This is a genomic window from Streptomyces umbrinus (genome assembly GCF_030817415.1).
Taxonomy (GTDB): domain Bacteria; phylum Actinomycetota; class Actinomycetes; order Streptomycetales; family Streptomycetaceae; genus Streptomyces; species Streptomyces umbrinus_A.
The window spans coordinates 3,349,048-3,364,590 of record NZ_JAUSZI010000002.1 but is presented as its reverse complement, the minus strand read 5'-3'; the positions used below and the strand labels follow the sequence as shown (position 1 = coordinate 3,364,590).

General features: G+C 70.7%; 14 protein-coding genes and 1 pseudogene. 5 read left to right on the top strand and 10 right to left on the bottom strand.

Annotation, left to right across the window (positions count from 1 at the left end; all coding sequences use genetic code 11):
* Window positions 1-10: 10 nt before the first annotated feature.
* The 3 genes from QF035_RS14825 to QF035_RS14815 are packed head-to-tail and all read right to left on the bottom strand — an operon-like array spanning window position 11 to window position 3,152.
* Window positions 11-853, bottom strand: a complete 843-nt coding sequence (locus QF035_RS14825; RefSeq protein WP_307520779.1) for a carbohydrate ABC transporter permease — start codon at window positions 851-853, stop codon at window positions 11-13.
* On the bottom strand, window positions 850-1,839 hold the full coding sequence (locus QF035_RS14820) for a carbohydrate ABC transporter permease (protein ID WP_307520777.1): 990 nt from the start codon (window positions 1,837-1,839) through the stop codon (window positions 850-852). The genes QF035_RS14825 and QF035_RS14820 overlap by 4 nt, the downstream gene beginning before the upstream one ends.
* 44 nt (window positions 1,840-1,883) lie before the next feature.
* Complete coding sequence (locus tag QF035_RS14815; RefSeq protein ID WP_307520776.1) at window positions 1,884-3,152, bottom strand: extracellular solute-binding protein; 1,269 nt, start codon at window positions 3,150-3,152, stop codon at window positions 1,884-1,886.
* A 261-nt stretch (window positions 3,153-3,413) separates the two neighbouring features.
* On the opposite strand from QF035_RS14815, the gene QF035_RS14810 reads away from it, so the two are divergent.
* Window positions 3,414-4,253, top strand: coding sequence for a GntR family transcriptional regulator (locus QF035_RS14810; protein ID WP_269651089.1), 840 nt, complete (start codon window positions 3,414-3,416; stop codon window positions 4,251-4,253).
* A 25-nt stretch (window positions 4,254-4,278) separates the two neighbouring features.
* On the opposite strand, the gene QF035_RS14805 is transcribed toward QF035_RS14810, so the two are convergent.
* On the bottom strand, window positions 4,279-5,889 hold the full coding sequence (locus tag QF035_RS14805; protein ID WP_307520774.1) for an MFS transporter: 1,611 nt from the start codon (window positions 5,887-5,889) through the stop codon (window positions 4,279-4,281).
* A 156-nt stretch (window positions 5,890-6,045) separates the two neighbouring features.
* Between QF035_RS14805 and QF035_RS14800 the strand changes: the two genes are divergently transcribed.
* Window positions 6,046-6,657 carry a helix-turn-helix domain-containing protein gene (locus QF035_RS14800; protein WP_307520772.1) on the top strand — a complete coding sequence of 204 codons (612 nt, stop codon included), beginning with the start codon at window positions 6,046-6,048 and terminating at the stop codon, window positions 6,655-6,657.
* Window positions 6,658-6,749: 92 nt separating this feature from the next.
* Window positions 6,750-7,637 carry a class I SAM-dependent methyltransferase gene (locus QF035_RS14795; protein WP_307520770.1) on the top strand — a complete coding sequence of 296 codons (888 nt, stop codon included), beginning with the start codon at window positions 6,750-6,752 and terminating at the stop codon, window positions 7,635-7,637.
* 29 nt (window positions 7,638-7,666) lie between these two features.
* On the opposite strand, the gene QF035_RS14790 is transcribed toward QF035_RS14795, so the two are convergent.
* Window positions 7,667-8,470, bottom strand: a complete 804-nt coding sequence (locus tag QF035_RS14790; RefSeq protein ID WP_373466653.1) for a peptidyl-tRNA hydrolase — start codon at window positions 8,468-8,470, stop codon at window positions 7,667-7,669.
* Window positions 8,471-8,567: 97 nt separating this feature from the next.
* On the opposite strand from QF035_RS14790, the gene QF035_RS14785 reads away from it, so the two are divergent.
* Window positions 8,568-9,539, top strand: coding sequence for an ABC transporter ATP-binding protein (locus tag QF035_RS14785; protein WP_307520769.1), 972 nt, complete (start codon window positions 8,568-8,570; stop codon window positions 9,537-9,539).
* Window positions 9,536-10,203: pseudogene (locus QF035_RS14780) on the top strand (ABC transporter). Before QF035_RS14785 ends, QF035_RS14780 begins: the two are co-directional and overlap by 4 nt.
* Before the next feature lie 23 nt (window positions 10,204-10,226).
* Here QF035_RS14780 and QF035_RS14775 read toward each other — a convergent pair.
* From QF035_RS14775 to QF035_RS14755, 5 genes are all read right to left on the bottom strand, one after another.
* A complete protein-coding gene (locus QF035_RS14775; RefSeq protein ID WP_307520768.1) occupies window positions 10,227-10,478 on the bottom strand; it encodes a hypothetical protein in 252 nt (83 codons plus the stop codon).
* A 25-nt stretch (window positions 10,479-10,503) separates the two neighbouring features.
* Window positions 10,504-11,364, bottom strand: a complete 861-nt coding sequence (locus tag QF035_RS14770) for an aldo/keto reductase (protein WP_307520766.1) — start codon at window positions 11,362-11,364, stop codon at window positions 10,504-10,506.
* Window positions 11,365-11,554: 190 nt separating this feature from the next.
* Window positions 11,555-12,937, bottom strand: coding sequence for a PhoX family protein (locus QF035_RS14765; protein WP_307520765.1), 1,383 nt, complete (start codon window positions 12,935-12,937; stop codon window positions 11,555-11,557).
* 95 nt (window positions 12,938-13,032) lie between these two features.
* A complete protein-coding gene (locus tag QF035_RS14760; RefSeq protein WP_307520763.1) occupies window positions 13,033-13,902 on the bottom strand; it encodes a slipin family protein in 870 nt (289 codons plus the stop codon).
* Window positions 13,903-14,041: 139 nt separating this feature from the next.
* Window positions 14,042-15,511, bottom strand: coding sequence for a SulP family inorganic anion transporter (locus QF035_RS14755; protein WP_307520761.1), 1,470 nt, complete (start codon window positions 15,509-15,511; stop codon window positions 14,042-14,044).
* Window positions 15,512-15,543 lie beyond the last annotated feature (32 nt).

Below are 15,543 nucleotides of genomic sequence, written 5' to 3'. Positions count from 1 at the left end.
GTGCGCGGGGTCAGCCCTTGACCGCGCCGGCGGCGAAGCCCGAGGTGACATGGCGCTGGAGCACCAGGAACACCACGAGTGCCGGGGCGGCGAAGAGGGTCGAGGCGGCCATGGTGGCGCCCCAGTCGGTGCCGAACACGTTCTGGAACGAGGACAGCCACACGGGCAGCGTGCGGTTGTCCTGCTGCTTGATGATCAGGAAGTTGGCGTACGTGAACTCGTTCCAGGCGGTGATGTAGCCGAACAGCGAGGTGGCCATCAGGCCCGGGGCGAGGAGCGGGAACGCGATGTGCCGGAAGGCGCCGAGCCGGGTGCAGCCGTCGACCTGGGCCGACTCCTCCAGCTCCGGGGGGATGGTGTCGATGAAGCCGCGCAGGACGATGAGGGTGAACGGCAGCGTCATCATGAAGTAGACGAGGGTCAGGGTCGGCAGCCGGTCGAGCATGTCGGTGTCCCGGGAGATGATGTAGACCGGGATGATCAGCGACTCCCAGGGCGCCATCTGGGCGATGAAGACCATGAGAACGAACTGCCGGCGCCCCCTCCACCTCATCCGGGCGACCGCGTAGGCGGCGCCGAGCGCGATGACGAGGGCGAGCGCGACGGCGCTCAGTGTGACGAGGATGCTGTTGCGCCAGAACAGACCGAAGCCGTCGGCGCCGACGGCCGTGCGGAAGTGGTCGAGCGTCCAACTCTCCGGCAGGAGCCGGGGGTTGTCGGACTGGATGTCGCGGCTCGGGGTGAACGCGGTGACGACCATCCAGTAGACCGGGAACAGGCACACCACGACCGTGACCACGGCGGCGGCGTTCAGGGGCAGTCGGCGGAGGCGGAGCCGGGTGGTGGTGCTCATGAGAGCTCGTCCTCCTGGCGGAACATCTGGCGGAAGTAGAGGACGAGGACGCCCGACATCAGCACGACGGTGACCATGGAGGCCGCCGATCCGAGGTCGTAGCGCTGGCTCGACAGGGCGGTCTGCACCGCGTACACGGGCAGGATCGTGGTCGCGTCGCCGGGCCCGCCGTTGGTCATCACCCAGATCTGGACGAACGCCTTGAAGGTCCAGATCACTTCGAGCGAGAGCACGAGCATGAAGATCGGCCGGACGATCGGAAAAGTGATGGAGCGGAAGATCCGCGGCCCCGACGCCCCGTCGAGCCGCGCCGACTCGTACAGCTCGGTGGGGACGGTGGTGAGGGCCGAGTAGAGGGTGATCGCCGCGAACGGCACGGACTGCCACACGATGAGGGCGACGAGGATGGCGAAGGCGGCAGGTCCGTGCGCGAACCAGGGGTAACGGTCGAAGGACTCGAACCCCAGGTCCGTCAGGACCGCGTTGACGATGCCGAACTCCGAGTGGAACAGCCACTGGAAGACGGTGGTCGCCGCGATGACGGGCATCGCCCAGGTCAGCACCAGCGCGCTGAGGACCGCGATCCGGCCGAACCGGCCGAGCCGCTCGATCATCAGCGCCACCAGCGTGGACAGCACCATGATCAGTACGACGTTGACCGCCATGAAGAGGAACGTGCGGCGCACGACCTCCCAGAAGCGGCTGTCGCCGAGCAGCGTCTCGTAGTTCTTGAGCCCGACGAAACGCGCGTCGCCCAGGATGAGTTGACGCAGCCCGAAGTCCTGCAGCGAGATCACGACGGCGCGGACCAGGGGATAGACGAGCAGGTAGAGCGTGCCGAGGACGGCGGGTGCGATCAGGACGTACGGCCAGATCCCGCGGCCGCCGTCCTGCGACGGGCCGCGCCGTCCTGGGCCGGTGGTGCGCCGGGGCCGGGGGGTGCTCGGTGGGGGGTGGGGCGCGGTCTGCTCTCGGACGGCCGACACGGCACTCTTCCTCCGGTGCGTTGGCGGTTCCGCCGCGTTGGCGGTCAGGAGCCGGAGTTCATCGCCGTGGTGATGGCGTCGGACGCGGTGGCGGCTTCCTTCCTGGCGTCGCCGCCGGTGAGAACGGCCGTCATGTAGTCCTTGATCGGGTTCTTGGCCTCGACGGCGGCCCAGCCCGGTGTGTTGGGTGTGGCATGGCCTTCGGCGGCGCCGACCGCCATGGCCGAGGCGCCCGGGTCGGAGGCGACCGCGGAGGCCAGGGTGGTCTTGTTCGGGACGTAGCTCATGGCGACGGCGAGCTTCTTCTGCCAGGCGTCGCCGGTGAGTTCCTTGATGAACGTGTAGGCCGCGTCCTGCTTGGCGGAGGCCGTCGGGATGACGAGGTCGGAGCCGCCGGTGAACACTGCGCCTGGTGTGTCGGCGGTCTTGCCCGGGATCGGGAAGAAGCCGAGCTTGCCCTTCAGCCGGGGGTTGTTCTCGATGATGACGTTGGCGCCGCCGGGAGTCGAGATGACCTGGGCGACCTTCCCCTTGGCCATGACGTCCGCCTGCGGAGGGCTGTCCTCGTCGGAGTCCTTGGGGCCCTTGCCGAGTGCCTGGAGCTTCTCGTAGAACTCCATGCCGCGGATCGCCTCGGGGGTGTCGAGGTCGCCCTGCCACTTGCCGCCCGACTCGGTGGCGAGGTCGCCGCCCTCGTCCCAGACGAAGCCCGCGAGGGCGTACCACATCTGACCGGGCAGATAGATGCCCTGTGTGTCACCGGAGTTGAGCTTCCTGGTGGCGGCGATCCACTGGTCGCGGGTCTTGATCGCGGCCGGGTCGACGCCCGCCTCCTTGAAGAGGTCGGTGCGGTGGATGACGACGCGGTTGGCGGCGTAGTACGGGATGCCGTACTGCTTGCCCTCGTAGGCGCCGGGCTCGGCGAGACCCTTGAGCCAGTCCTTGCCCCCGAGTTCGTCGACCTTGTCGCTGAGGTCGAGCAGGCCACCGCTCTGCGCGAACTGGGCGACCTGGGTGTTGCCGGTCTCGATCACGTCCGGTGCGTCACCGCTGGCGAGGGCCGCCGTGACCTTCTCGCCGATCCCGTCCCACTCCTGGATCTGCACCTTGGCCTTGATGTCCGGGTGAGCGGCCTCGAAGCCCTTGACGAAGTCCCTCTGGAACTCGGCCGAGACGCTGTCGCGCATCAGCCAGACGTCGATGGTGGTGCTCCCGCCGGAACTGCCGTCGGAGTCGTCGGAGGAACTGCTGCAGGCACTCAGCCCGGCGGTCATCACAAGCACGGACACACCGGCAAACAAGCGGAGCTTCACGGTTCACCTCTGGAGGACATGACCCAACCACCTGACCAGTGAAGCCCACTGGACAGCTCACCTCTTGATGCGGGGATGAAACTGGCATAGACCAATCAGTGGCGTCAACCCCCCGCGCCCGCTGGGTTTTTGACACCTGAGCCGGTCAGGGCCTGGGCGATCACCGTTCGGCAGCGGTTACACTTCGCCCCACCAGGAGGGCAGTTGCGCGCGACCACTGGTCAACTGGTAAAGCGGCTGGCGCGCATGAGGGGGCACGGCATGAAGGAAGACGCACCAGGCGCGGTGCTCAAGCGGGAGCGGGTCCGCGACTTCATCCTCGATCTCGTCGAGTCGCGCAGCCCGGGTGACGCGATCCCCTCCGAGCGAGCCCTCTGTGCCCGCCTCGGCGTGTCCCGTCCGACCCTGCGCGCGGCGGTCGACGAGCTCGTCGCCGCGGGACTCCTGGTGCGGGAACACGGCCGCGGCATGTTCGTGGCGCCCGAGAAGATCACCCAGGAACTCGTCTCCGGCCAGCAGACCATGACGGCGCCCCAGGCGTCCGGGGCCTGGTCGAGCCGCCTCCTGGAGTTCACCACCTTCGCGGCAGGCGCCCGCGTGGGCCGCAAACTGCGCATCTCACCCGCCGCCGAGATCGTGTACGTGGCACGGCTGCGCCTGGTCGACGGCGCCCCGATGGCCATCGAGCATCTGCACATCAGGGCCGACCTGGTCCCCACCCTCTCCGCCGAGGAACTGGAGGCCGGCGACCTGTACGAGCACCTGCGCGAACAGCACGGCGTGTACGTCCAGGAGGCCGTGCAGGCGATCGAGCCGACCGTCGTCACCCGGGCCGAGGCCGAACTGCTCGACGTTCCCGAGCTGTCCCCGGCGCTGCTCTTCGAGCGGCTCACCTCGGACACCACGGGGCAGCCCGTCGAATACGTCCACTCGATCTACCGCGGCGACCGCTACCGCATCGTCTCCCGGCTCACCCTCGACCCCTCGGCCACCGCGCAGCCGGCCCGGCTCGGACACCACCCGGGCATCCCCCCGGGCGACTTCGCGCACCGCGACACCATCGCTTCCTCGACGCGGGGGGACATCCAGTCGGCACCGTGAGCGGGCTTCTCGTGGTGGTCGGGGGTTACGGAGCGATCGCGTCGGCCGCCGGTTCCGGCCGGCTCGCCGGTGCGCCCGTGGGCTGCTGAGGCCCTCGGGCGAGGACGTAGACGAAGAGGGCGGCCATGACGGCGACGCCTGCCCACATGGCGTTCTGCCAGCCGTCGACGAACGACTCCTGGGCGGCGCGCACCAGCGACCGCGCATGGGCGCCGGCCTGGGGCGCGGCGTCGAGCGCGTTGGCGACACCTTCGCGCGCGGTGTCGGCCGGGCCCTCGGGAACGCCGGCGAGCCGGGAGTCGATGGCGCCCCGGTAGCCGGCGGACAGGAGAGCTCCGAGCAGGGCGACGCCGAGCGCGGTGCCGAACTCGCGGGTGACGTCGTTGAGCGCGGACGCGACGCCCTGGCGTTCCCGCGGGAGGGCACTGGTGATGGCCTCGGTGGAGGGCGTCATCGACAGCCCCATGCCGATGCCCATGGCGAGCATCCCGGGTAGGACGGACAGGTAACCGCCGTCGACGGAGACGACGGCGGCCATGAGCGCCAGACCCGCACCGGCCAGGAGGATGCCGGTGGCCATGGTCGCCCGGGGGCCGACACGCGCGGCCAGCCGCGGGGCGAGCCCGGAGGCCATCATCATCATGACGGCCATGGGCATCAGCGCCAGGGTGGACAGCAGCCCCGACCAGCCGAGGACGGCCTGGAAGAACGGGAAGAGGACCACGAAGATGCCCGCCTGGACCCCGAAGACCACCAGAAGCGTGACCGAGCCCCCGGCCAGACCACGCTCACGGAACAGACGTACGTCCAGAAGCGCGGCGTCCCGACGGCGCAGTTCCCAGGTTACGAAGCCGATGGCGGCGATGACGCCGACGACCAGGCCGATCAGGGTCGCCAGGGCGGTCCAGCCACGTTCGGGACCTTCCTGGAGGACGAAGATGAGCCCGACCACCGCGACGACGGACGTCAGCGCGCCGACGGTGTCGAAGGCGTGCCCGGACCTCTCGCGGGAGTTGGGGACGGACCGCAGTGTCATGGCGAGGGCGACCACGACGAGTGCGATGGGCAGGACGAACAGCCACCGCCAGCTCACCGCGTCGACCAGGGCGGCCGAGAGGAACATGCCCAGGACGCCGCCACCGCCGGCCACACCGGTCCACACCCCGATCGCCCGTCCCCGTTCCTCCTTGGGAAAGGTCGAGGTGATGACGGCGAGGGTGATGGGCATGATCATCGCCGCGCCCACTCCGCTCAGCAGCCGAGCGGCGAGCATGACCTCGGTCGACGGGGCCAGACCCGCCACCGCACTGGCGACGCCGAAGACGGTCAGGCCGGTGAGCAGCATGGGCTTGCGGCCGAAGCGGTCGCCGATCGCGCCCAGCGGCAACAGGAGCGCGGCCAGGCTCAGCGTGTAGATGTTGATGATCCACAGGACCGTGCTCTGGGAGGCGTCGAAGGCGACGGCGAGGTCGGGCTGGGCCACGTTGAGCCCGGACACCGACGCGATGACGGCCATCAGCGCGACACAGACGGCGATCAGGATCGTGCGACGCTGGCGCGCGTCCGGGACGCCTTCGCCCGGGGCGCCGACGCCGCTCGGCTCGGGGCTCTCTTCTGGAGCCTGGTTCGTACTCATGGATTCCTCGGGATTCCTCTCAGGAGGGCATGCGGACATCGGCGCCGGAGCGCCAAGGGTGATGGGTGACAGGGGTGGGCCCAGTCCTTGCGGACTGCGGGGCCGGACAGGAACGACGCTAAGCGCTTCTTGCCGCGCGGGCATACGATGTTGCCTATGACGCAAGACAATGGCGAGCTGGACAGCCTGGTACGCAAACGCATCCGTGCCCTGCGCGTGGCCCAGGGCTGGTCCCTGGAGGAGCTGGCCACCCGCGCCCAGGTCAGCCAGTCCACGCTCAGCCGCATCGAGACCGGTCAGCGCCGCCTGGCCCTGGACCAGCTCGTCACCCTGGCCCGTGCCCTCGACACCTCCCTGGACCAACTGGTCGAGACCGCCACGGACGACGTCATCTCCAACCCGATGATCGACGCGACCCACGGGCTGATGCGCTGGCCCATCAAGGCGGAGCCCGGCATGACCGTCGTACGCCAGCGCATGACAGACCCGCCGCCCGACAATCCCGCGCGGATGCGCGCCCACCCGGGCCGCGAATGGCTCGTCGTCCTCTCCGGCACCGCGATCCTGCTCCTGGGCAACCGGCGCCTGCGGATCGAGACCAACCAGGCGGCGGAGTTCACCACGATGCTTCCGCACGCCATCGGTGCCGAGGGCGGACCGTGCGAGATCCTCGGCATCTTCGACCGCGACGCCCGCCGCGGCCACCAGCGCCGCGACGATGCGGAGAAGGCGGACCGCCCGTCTCAGCCACCGTCTGCGTCGCCGTGACCGCTTGCGTGTCCCGCAGCTCAGCCGGTCATCGTCTTGCGCATTCCGGAAGCCACCAGGTCGGACGCGAACGGCCCGCCTAGCTTGGGCGCATGAACCACGCCTCCCCGCACACAGCGAGCCATGTTCACGAGCACGAGCACGACGCAGGCGACCACTCGGAGATGCTCGACCTGGACGCGGAAGTACTCGCCGAACACATCGAGTCCATCACCGCCTGGCTGCCCGTGAGGGCCGGCCTCCGCCGCATGGTGGATCTGGGCTGCGGGACCGGAGCCGGCACGTTGGCTCTGCTGGAGCGCTTTCCCGATGCGGAGCTGACGGCGGTCGATTCCTCGGCCGCCCACCTGCACCGCCTCCAAGAGAAAGCACGAGGGAGGGCGCCGGAGGGGGCGCAGGAGGAGGCAGGCGCGGCCGACCGTCTGCGCATCGTGAGGGCCGACCTCGACGCGTCGGCGTGGCCCGACCTGGGCGCGCCGGAGCTGGTCTGGGCATCGGCCTCCATGCACCACATGTCCGACCCCGACCGCACCCTCCGCCAGGTCCACGACCTGCTGGCACCGGGCGGGCTGTTCGCCGTCGTCGAGCTGGCCGGTTTCCCACGGTTCCTGCCCGCCGGGGCCCCGGAAGAGGCTCCCGGCCTTGAGGAGCGCTGCCACTCCGCACTCGACCACCACCACGCCGAGCAGGTACCCCACCGCGGCGCCGACTGGGGAACCAAGCTGACGGAAGCCGGTTTCACGGTCGAGGGCGAACGCACCATCACGGTCGACATCGGCCCGCCCCACACCGACGCAGTGGGCCGCTACGCGCTCAGCAGTCTGCGCCGCCTGCACGGCAGCGCCGCATCGGCCCTGACGGCCGAGGACCTGACCGCTCTCGACCGACTCCTCGACACCGACAGCCCGCACAGCGTCCTGCGCCGCACCGACCTCAGCGTGCGTACCGAGCGCACGGTGTGGGCCGCGCGCCGCACCTGACCCTTACTGTCCGTGGGGACGCGAGTGTTCTAGTCGGCCGACCGACGCACGTGGTCCGGCCGGAGGGCGCCGACGCGGTCGTATCCCTCGACGGCGACCGTTGTCCCCGGCGCGATCTCCGTGAAGCCAGCGTCGCGCACCAGCGGCAGCCCGCTCGTGGTGAGTTCGGCCCAGCGGGCGGGGGCGGCAGTACGGACCGTGAGGGGGAAGCCCGCCTCGCGCCAGGCCGTGCGGTCCTCGTCCGACAGCTCCCACCAGGCCAGTTGGGCGCCGTGGCCCGCCTGGGCCATCGACTTGCCGGCCGACATGTCCAGGTCCGGGTTCATCCAGAGCACGGGCGCCGCCGGGTCGGCGTCTGCCGGCGGCTCCGGGTCGTCCAGGTCGGTGCCGGAGACCTGGAGACGTGCCAGGTCCTTGGGCCAGCCGTCGAGCGGGACCGGCGGGAAGACCCGGACCTCGGCCGACTTCCCGGTGACGGTGATGCCGGGCAGCGCCTCGGCCCGCCGCCACTCGGCGCCGCGCGCCCGCCGGACGACCTTGCGGATCCGGGCGTCCTGCCAGTCCCGCATCGCCTGCGCCCACTCCCCGTCACCCAGCGACCGTTCGTCGCTGAGCATCACCAGGACGGCACGGGCCGCGGTCTCCAGCGCGTCCGTACGCCCCGGAGGTTCGTTCCGCTCGATGCGGACGACCAGGGGCAGCACGTACTGCGGCGCCTCGTCGCGGGCGGTCCGCTCGTCCCGGAAGGGGCTGTCCTGCGGGGTGCCGTCCGGGGAGTCCTGCGGGGCGTCCCCTGCGTCGGCGCCGGAGGCGGTCGTCTGGTCGCTGCTCACGCTCTCCAGTCTGCCAGGCGGAAGATCGGTTCCTTCGACCAGTTCCTCTGACCAGTTCCTCTGGGCCCACGCGAACGTCCGCGCGAGGATGGGGCGCATGAATCGCGCGTTGCTGCTGGAGGGCGTCGGGCGGCGGTACGGTCTCGGCGGCGCCCCATGGGTGCTGCGCGGCGTCGACCTCACGCTGGCCCCGGGCACCCTGACGCGGATCGAGGGCGCCAACGGCACCGGCAAGTCGACCCTGTTGCGCCTGCTCGCCGGGATCGACGCGCCCACCGAGGGCCGCATCACGGGCCGCCCCCGCACCGCGTACGTTCCCGAACGCTTCCCGGCCGCCCTCCCGTTCACCGCGGCCGGCTATCTGATCCACCTCGGCAGCGTCCACGGCCTGTCCCGCGGGGAGGCCGCCGGGGCCGCCGTCGAGTGGCTGGAACGCCTGGGCGCCGCCGAGTATGCCCGTACGCCGATGCCGGAACTCTCCAAGGGCAGCAGCCAGAAGGTCGCGGTCGCCCAGGCACTGCTCGCCGAACCGGAACTGCTCGTCCTCGACGAGGCCTGGACCGGCCTCGACACGGCCGCCCGTACGGAACTGGAGCGGGCGGTGCTGGAACGCAGGGCCGCGGGCGGCACGGTGGTGTTCGTCGACCACGACCCGCGACGGCTGGCGGGGGCACCGGACTTCACGTACGCGGTCGTGGACGGCAACGTCCGTACGGTGACGGGCAGTTCGGTGCCGGCGGAGGAGTCGTACGTGGTTGTCGAGGTCGAGGGGCCGCCGGGCGCCGAGCCGCCCGCCGAGGCGACGCGCCTGGCCGTCTCCATCGAGGAGCCCGGCCCCGTGCCCGCGCCCGTGCCCGCGCCCGTGCCCGGAAGGCTCCGCCTCGCCGTCCCCGCGACGCATTCGGACACCCTGCTCAGGACCCTGCTGACGGCCCGCCCGCCGTGGCATGTGGTGAGCGTGGGGGAGGGGACTTCCGTGGCCGGCGTACTGCCACGAGCCCCTGCCGCAGCGGCTGTTGATGCCGACGCCGACGCCGGTGCAGATGTCGACGCCGAGGTCCGCTCATGATCGCGCTCCTCCGCAATCAGCCGCGCTCCTGCTGCGCTCCCAGCGCTGGCTGCCGCCGGTCATCCTGTACGCGGCCGTTCTGGGGATCGGCGTCCAGACGGGCCAGCCGGTGCTGGACTCGCTCGGTTACGCGGCTGCCGCGGTGCTCCCCGTCGCGGCCTGGCTCGTACGCATCTGTGCCACCAACGAGCCGCCCGCCGCCCGGAGTTGTGTGGGTGCGGCGGCCGGGCCCGCGCGGGCGCATCTCGCCTGTCTGCTCGTCGCGTTCGGGGCGGCGGCGCTGCTCGGGGTGGTGGCGACGGTGGTCGTGACCGTGGTCAGCGATCCGGCGAGCACCGACCACCGGACGCCGGTGCCCGTCGTACCGGCGGGCGGCGCCGGGCTGCTCGCCGCGCTCGCCTGCGCCCTGCTCGGCACGGCGGTCGGAGCGCTCACGACCCGGCCGCTGCTGCGGTCGACCGGCCGGGCGGTCCCGGCGATGCTGCTCGCGGCGGTGCTGGCGCTGGTGGTGACGGGGTCACCGGCCCGCGTGGCGGTCACCGACCTGGTGACGGGGTCGCAGGCGGGGGTCGTACCGGCGCCGGTGCTGCCGCTGTTCGTCGCCGGGGCGATGGCAGCGGCGGCCGTCGCGGTGGCTTGCGCGCTCACCGCCCGCCGGGGTTGATCAACCGGCCGGATCGCTCGGCCTCATCCGGAGCAGGCCGTGCGCTGTGCCTCCTGCCACTCGCAGACGGGGCACAGGGTGATGCCCCTGTGCGACTCCGGGTACTCGGTGGGCTTCTGGCAGAGGACGCACTCGGCGAAGCCCTCCGGGGGGAGGCCGGTGGGTGACGTGTCGGCCGTCGTGGGCTGGTCGCGCCCCGCGGCGGAGCCGCATGATGTCACAGCCCCGCGCCCCTGAAGGGGCGCGGGGTGCTCGGAGTCGTAATCGTTGCTCATTGGTCCCAGGGTAGGTCGGGCCCCGTCACGCCGCGTCCAGGCGTGCCTGTTCCTCCGCGGACAACTTCAGTTCCGCAGCAGCCACCGAGTCGCGGATGGTTTCGGGGCGGGAGGAGCCCGGGATCGGGATCACCACCGGTGCCTTCGCGAGCATCCAGGCCAGGCAGACCTGCTGGGGGCTCACGCCGTGGGTCCGGGCCACGTCCGCGAACGCGGCGTACCGCGAACCCAGCTCGCCGGCGTTCGAGATGCCGCCCAGCGGGCTCCACGGCAGGAACGCGATGCCGAGTTCCGCGCAGAGCTCCAACTCGGGCTCGCTGGCACGGAAGGAGGGTGAGAACTGGTTCTGCACGCTCACCAGCCGGCCGCCGAGGATCTCGTTGGCCAGCCGGATCCGGTCGGGACTGGCGTTGGAGATGCCCGCGAAGCGGATCTTGCCCGCGTCGAGCAGATCGCGGATCGCCCCGACCGACTCCTCGTAGGGGACGCGCGGGTCGGGCCGGTGGAACTGGTAGAGCCCGATGGCCTCGACCCCGAGCCGTTCCAGCGACGCGTCGCAGGCCTTCTTCAGGTACTCCGGCGAGCCGTTCAGCGTCCACGAGCCGTCGCCCGGGCGCAGATGACCGCCCTTCGTCGCGATCAGCACGTCCGAGGTGTCGCCGCCGTACTCGGCCACCGCGCGGGCGATCAGGGACTCGTTGTGACCGACCTCGTCGGCGTCCCGGTGGTAGGCGTCCGCGGTGTCGATCAGCGTGACGCCGGCCTCCAGCGCGGCGTGGACGGTCGCGACCGAACGCTGCTCGTCGGGGCGTCCCTCGATGGACATCGGCATACCGCCCAGACCGATCGCTCCGACCTGGACGTCACCGACGGTGCGTGTCTGCATGGAGGTTCCTCCTGGGGATTCATTCGGTACGCCCCAGCCTCCACCGTGACCTTTTAGCCGTCCAACAAGAGAATCCGATCGCTTTCAGCGGTGGCGGTGATGAATCCGGAGCCGGACCCGCAGGGGTGGGACCCGTTGTCAGCGTCCCACCCCTCCCCTCGGCCGAGGCTCCTGCCCGGCGAGCGCGGAATTACCTCCGCCAGGGTCCCGTCACCGCGAACGTCGTCCCGGGGGTGTAGCAGTTCACGTACATCGTTCTGCCGTCGGGCGAGAAGGTGACGCCCGCGAACTCGCCCCACTCGGGCTCCTCCGGCGTGCCGATGTTCTGCCGGTTGCGGGCCATCGCGTACACCTCGCCGCGCCGCGTCACGCCGTACACGTGCTGTACGCCCCCGCCGTCCTCGCAGACCATCAGGCCGCCGCTGGGGGCGAGGCAGATGTTGTCGGGGGACTCGCCGGGCAGCTGTACGTCGGTGTCGGGTCCGAAGACGATCACCAGGGTGAGCCGGCGGGCGTCGGGGTCGTACCGCCAGATCTGGCCGAAGTGGTCGGCGGCCGAACCCTGGCTGCTGTGCGCGAAGGACGAGACGAAGTAGACGGACTTGCCGCCCCAGTAGCAGCCCTCCAGTTTCTGGGCATGGGTGATGCCCTTGGGGCCGAAGTCCTGGAAGCGGATGGCGGTTTGGGCGGCGAGCGGGTCCGGGACATCCACCCACTCGACACGGTCGAAGCTCGCGCCCGTCTCCTGGATCGAGGAGAGGTCCGGTACGCCCGGCACGCGCATCGCCTGGAGCCGGCCGCCCGCGCGGAGCGAACCGCGGCCGCCCTCGGGCTTGTTGGGCAGGAAGCGGTAGAAGAGACCGAAGGGCCTCTCGAAGGCGTCCTCGGTCTCGTAGACGATGCCGCGCTTCGGGTCGACGGCGATCGCCTCGTGCTGGAAGCGGCCCATCGCGGTGAGGGGCACCGCGCCCGTGCGGTGCGGATGCGCCGGGTCGACCTCGAAGATGAAGCCGTGGTCCTTGGTGTAGCCGTTCGTGCCGGCCTTGTCCTCGGTCTCCTCGCAGGTGAGCCACGTGCCCCAAGGGGTGGGCCCGCCCGCGCAGTTGACCGCCGTACCGGCGATCGCGACCCGCTCGTCGAGCACGTTCCCACGCGAGTCGACCGTCAGCGACGTACAGCCGCCCTTGCCCATCGGGTCGTAGGTGAGGCCCTCGATCGTCGGGACCGGGATACGGCCGGTGTTGCGGTTCTCGTGGTTGCGGACCAGGTGGACGACCCGGCCGTGTCTGTCGCCGGAGCCGGACCGCCCGGCGAACGCGGCCATGCCGTCGTGGTTGCTCGGCACTCGGCCCTCGCCGGAGCGCAGTTGGTCGCCCTCGCGGGAGAGCACCCGGTAGCGGAAGCCTTCGGGCAGGTCCAGCAGGCCGTCCGGGTCGGGGACCAGGGGGCCGTATCCGGTGTGGCCCAGGGCGGTGGCCGTGCCGGTGAAGAGCTCCGACATGGCTCCCGTGAACGCGATGCCCACTCCCAGGGCACCGGAGCGGGCGAGCACCTCGCGTCGTGTTGCGGACATGGGGCAACCTTCCTGTTGGCGGACAGGAGAACGTGACCCGCCTGTGTGTATCACGCAGCACCGGACACGTGAACCACGCGCGTAGCGTGGCGTTCTCACGCAGCGTCAGATGACCCGGATGGCGGGGGAGTTGGGCCCCGGCCCTCAGTTGGTTCGTCGGGTGCCGACGCCACCTGCGGAACGTCCGTCCCGTGCGCCTCGTTCGGTTGCTGTGCCCGCTCCAGGAACCGCAGCAGCTCCACCGGGAAGGGCAGCACGAGCGTCGAGTTCTTCTCGGCGGCGACCGCCACCACGGTCTGCAGCAGCCGGAGTTGGAGCGCGGCGGGCTGCTCGGACATCACTCCGGCGGCCTCCGCCAGCTTCTTCGACGCCTGGAGTTCCGCGTCGGCGTTGATGATCCGCGCCCGGCGTTCACGGTCGGCCTCGGCCTGCCGGGCCATGGACCGTTTCATCGTCTCCGGCAGCGACACGTCCTTGATCTCGACGCGGTCGATGGACACGCCCCAGTCCACCGCCGGGCTGTCGATCATCAGCTCCAGGCCCTGGTTGAGCTTCTCGCGGTTCGACAGGAGGTCGTCGAGATCGCTCTTGCCGATGATCGAGCGCAGTGACGTCTGCGCCATCTGCGAGACCGCGAAGCGGTAGTCCTCGACCCTGATGATCGCGTGCGCCGCGTCGACCACCTTGAAGTAGACGACCGCGTCCACGCGCACCGTGACGTTGTCCCGGGTGATGCCCTCCTGCGCGGGCACGGGCATCGTCACGATCTGCATGTTCACCTTGTGCAGCCGGTCGACCGCGGGGACCACCATCGTGAACCCCGGAGTGCGCGGCTCTCCGCGCAGCCGCCCGAGCCGCAGGACCACTCCGCGTTCGTACTGCTTCACGATCCGTGCCGCCGCCGCGACGTACACGACTCCGACGGACGCGACCGTCGCCGCCGCGACCAGGAGTTCCTCGACCATGACGACCCCTGCCCTCCGCACCTTGTGCCGATCGAGCCGCCGCTTATGTGGCTAATTCAACGATACGCCCGGGTTCCGGCAACGGAACGGCCCGGGGCTCTGTCGAGCCCCGGGCCGTTCCTGCCTGCTCACGGGGGGTCTACGGCGTGGTGACCTTCACCGGCTCCGTGCCCGTCGCGCTGTGCCGCTCGGCCCAGTTCTCCAGGGCCGTCCGGCACGCGTGGTCCAGGTGGTGCAGCCCCGACAGGTCCAGCTCGACCGGCCGGTCCTGGGGCAGTGCCTCCAGGTTGTCGAGGATCTTCGGCAGCCGCAGGAAGGTGGCGTTGCCGGACAGGTAGGCCTGCACGGGGCCCGCTCCCTTGTCGATGACCTCCAGCTTGAGGTGCGAGGCTTCCCAGGCCGTCTTGGCGACCGCGAGGGCGAGCCCGATCAGGACACCCTCGAACATGCTGATCGCGACGATCGACACGGCCGTGACGATCAGGATCAGCGCCTCACCCCGGTGCTCGCGCCACAGCGACACGATCCCGCGCAGCGGAATCAGCTTCCAGCCCGCGTGCACCAGGATGCCCGCGAGGGCCGGCAGCGGAATGTAGGCGAGCACGGCGGGCAGCAGCGCCGCGAACAGCAGCAGCCACACACCGTGCATGACCCGGGACGCCTTCGTCCGCGCGCCCGCCTGCACGTTCGCCGCGCTGCGCACGATGACCGCGGTCATCGGCAGCGCGCCGAGCAGCCCGCAGACCGTGTTGCCCGCGCCCTGCGCCATCAGTTCCTTGTCGTACTCGGTACGCGGTCCGTCGTGCAGCCGGTCCACGGCGGCGGCGCTGAACAGCGACTCCGCCGAGGCGATCAGCACGAAGGCCACCACCGTGCCGAGCACGCCGAGACTCGCCAGCTCGCCGACGGTCTCGAAGCCCGGCAGCTGGATCGAGTCGAGCAGGCCCTTCACCTCGACGGTCGCCACGGGCAGGCTGAACGCCAGTGTCACGAGCGTGGCCAGCGCGACCGCGCCGAGCGCCCCCGGCACCGTACGCACCTTCTTCGGCAGGTGCTTCCACAGCACCAGTACGGCGATGGTGCCGGCCCCGAGTCCGAACGAGGCCAGTGCCTCGGTGGACCCGGCGGAGTCGGCGATCAGTCCCGGCAGTCCGGCCAGCTTGCCCAGACCCGAGGAGGGTGCCTGTGCGCCCGCCACCGAGTAGAGCTGCCCGGCGATCAGGACGAGCCCGATCCCGGCCAGCATGCCCTCGACGACGGCCACCGAGATGGCCCGGAAGTAGCGCCCCAACTTCAGGGCGCCCATGGCGACTTGGATCAGACCCGTGGCCAGCACGATGACTCCGAGCACGGGCAGTCCGTACTCCTGCACCGCCTCGAAGACCAGCACGGTCAGACCCGCGGCCGGACCCGAGACCTGCAGGCTGCTGCCGGGCAGCAGACCGGTGACCAGGCCGCCCACGATGCCGGTGACCAGGCCGACTTCGGCGGGCACGCCCGACGCCACCGCCACGCCCACGCACAACGGCAGGGCGACGAGGAAGACGACGAGCGAGGCGGCGAAGTCCTGCCGCAGATGAGGGAACTTCATTCGGTTGCTTGTGCTCATTCGGTTGCTTGTGGGGGTGTCCATCGCGTTGC

Excerpts from the sequence above, each read along its gene's own strand:
- QF035_RS14825 (WP_307520779.1), bottom strand. The coding sequence starts at position 853 with ATGAGCACCACCACCCGGCTCCGCCTCCGCCGACTGCCCCTGAACGCC.
- QF035_RS14810 (WP_269651089.1), top strand. The coding sequence starts at position 3,414 with ATGAAGGAAGACGCACCAGGCGCGGTGCTCAAGCGGGAGCGGGTCCGC.
- QF035_RS14805 (WP_307520774.1), bottom strand. The coding sequence starts at position 5,889 with ATGAGTACGAACCAGGCTCCAGAAGAGAGCCCCGAGCCGAGCGGCGTC.
- QF035_RS14800 (WP_307520772.1), top strand. The coding sequence starts at position 6,046 with ATGACGCAAGACAATGGCGAGCTGGACAGCCTGGTACGCAAACGCATC.
- QF035_RS14795 (WP_307520770.1), top strand. The coding sequence starts at position 6,750 with ATGAACCACGCCTCCCCGCACACAGCGAGCCATGTTCACGAGCACGAG.
- QF035_RS14785 (WP_307520769.1), top strand. The coding sequence starts at position 8,568 with ATGAATCGCGCGTTGCTGCTGGAGGGCGTCGGGCGGCGGTACGGTCTC.
- QF035_RS14775 (WP_307520768.1), bottom strand. The coding sequence starts at position 10,478 with ATGAGCAACGATTACGACTCCGAGCACCCCGCGCCCCTTCAGGGGCGC.
- QF035_RS14770 (WP_307520766.1), bottom strand. The coding sequence starts at position 11,364 with ATGCAGACACGCACCGTCGGTGACGTCCAGGTCGGAGCGATCGGTCTG.
- QF035_RS14765 (WP_307520765.1), bottom strand. The coding sequence starts at position 12,937 with ATGTCCGCAACACGACGCGAGGTGCTCGCCCGCTCCGGTGCCCTGGGA.
- QF035_RS14760 (WP_307520763.1), bottom strand. The coding sequence starts at position 13,902 with ATGGTCGAGGAACTCCTGGTCGCGGCGGCGACGGTCGCGTCCGTCGGA.
- QF035_RS14755 (WP_307520761.1), bottom strand. The coding sequence starts at position 15,511 with ATGAGCACAAGCAACCGAATGAAGTTCCCTCATCTGCGGCAGGACTTC.